Origin of the sequence: Burkholderia sp. DN3021 (assembly GCF_049805555.1) — a bacterium.
Classification (GTDB): domain Bacteria; phylum Pseudomonadota; class Gammaproteobacteria; order Burkholderiales; family Burkholderiaceae; genus Burkholderia; species Burkholderia pyrrocinia_C.
In genome coordinates this window covers 1-793 of the sequence record NZ_JBNCAB010000255.1, presented here as the reverse complement: position 1 = coordinate 793, position 793 = coordinate 1, and the positions used below count along the sequence as shown (strand labels likewise).

The following is a 793-nucleotide window of genomic DNA, read 5'->3' as shown; positions in this document are numbered from 1 at the left end:
AGTTTTTGCGTCCGAGCGCGACACAGCGCAGAGCATTTTCGGCAAGGACGTTGCTGATCTCGGCCCGACCGTCCTCGCAGTAGAACGCGAGCGCCGCCCAGTGGTTCAGCGAGTAGTTGATCGCTTTGGCGAGCGCCGACTTCGTCGACAGCGTCGCGAGTTTCGCCCTGTTCGTCGCTTCGAACTTCGCGAGCAACGGCTTGGTCTTTTCCTGTCTCACGCGCAAACGCTCGTCAGGCGCCTTGCCGCGGATGTCGGCTTCAATGCTGTAAAGCTCGCCGATCATATCAAGCAGTTGCTGGGTATCCGGTGTCGGCGTGCGCACGTGAACATCGTATATGTAGCGCCTCGCGTGATCCCAGCATGCTGCCTCCTGGATCTTGCCGTTCGCGTACAACTGATCGAATCCGGCGTAGGCATCGGCCTGCAGGATCCCGTGGAATGTGGCGAGCCGGGTTTGAGGGTGAACCCCTTTTCGATCCGAGGAGAAGTCGAACCATACCGCAGCTGGGTCCGTCGAGCCCGAGCGGCGATCATCGCGCATGTAGACCCAGAAGCGTCCGGTCGTCGTCTTGCCGTTGCCTGGCGCGAGCACCGCGACTGGTGTGTCGTCGACGTGCACTTTGCCGGGAACCAATGCATAGCGCTGGATCGCTCCAACAAGCGGCACGCAAAGCTCGGCGATCTGCCCGAGCCAGCGCCCCATGCTGCCACGATCCAGCGTCACGCCGTCACGTGCCGCAATCTCCGATTGACGATACAGCGGTTGGTGATCGGCGAACTTCGATACCGC

The 793-nt window shown here is 61.4% G+C and carries 1 protein-coding gene; it reads right to left on the bottom strand.

From position 1 onward, the window contains the following. Positions 1 to 793 (bottom strand): IS66 family transposase (gene tnpC, locus ACPUER_RS36950; RefSeq protein WP_425133603.1); only part of this gene is annotated, 793 nt, incomplete at both ends.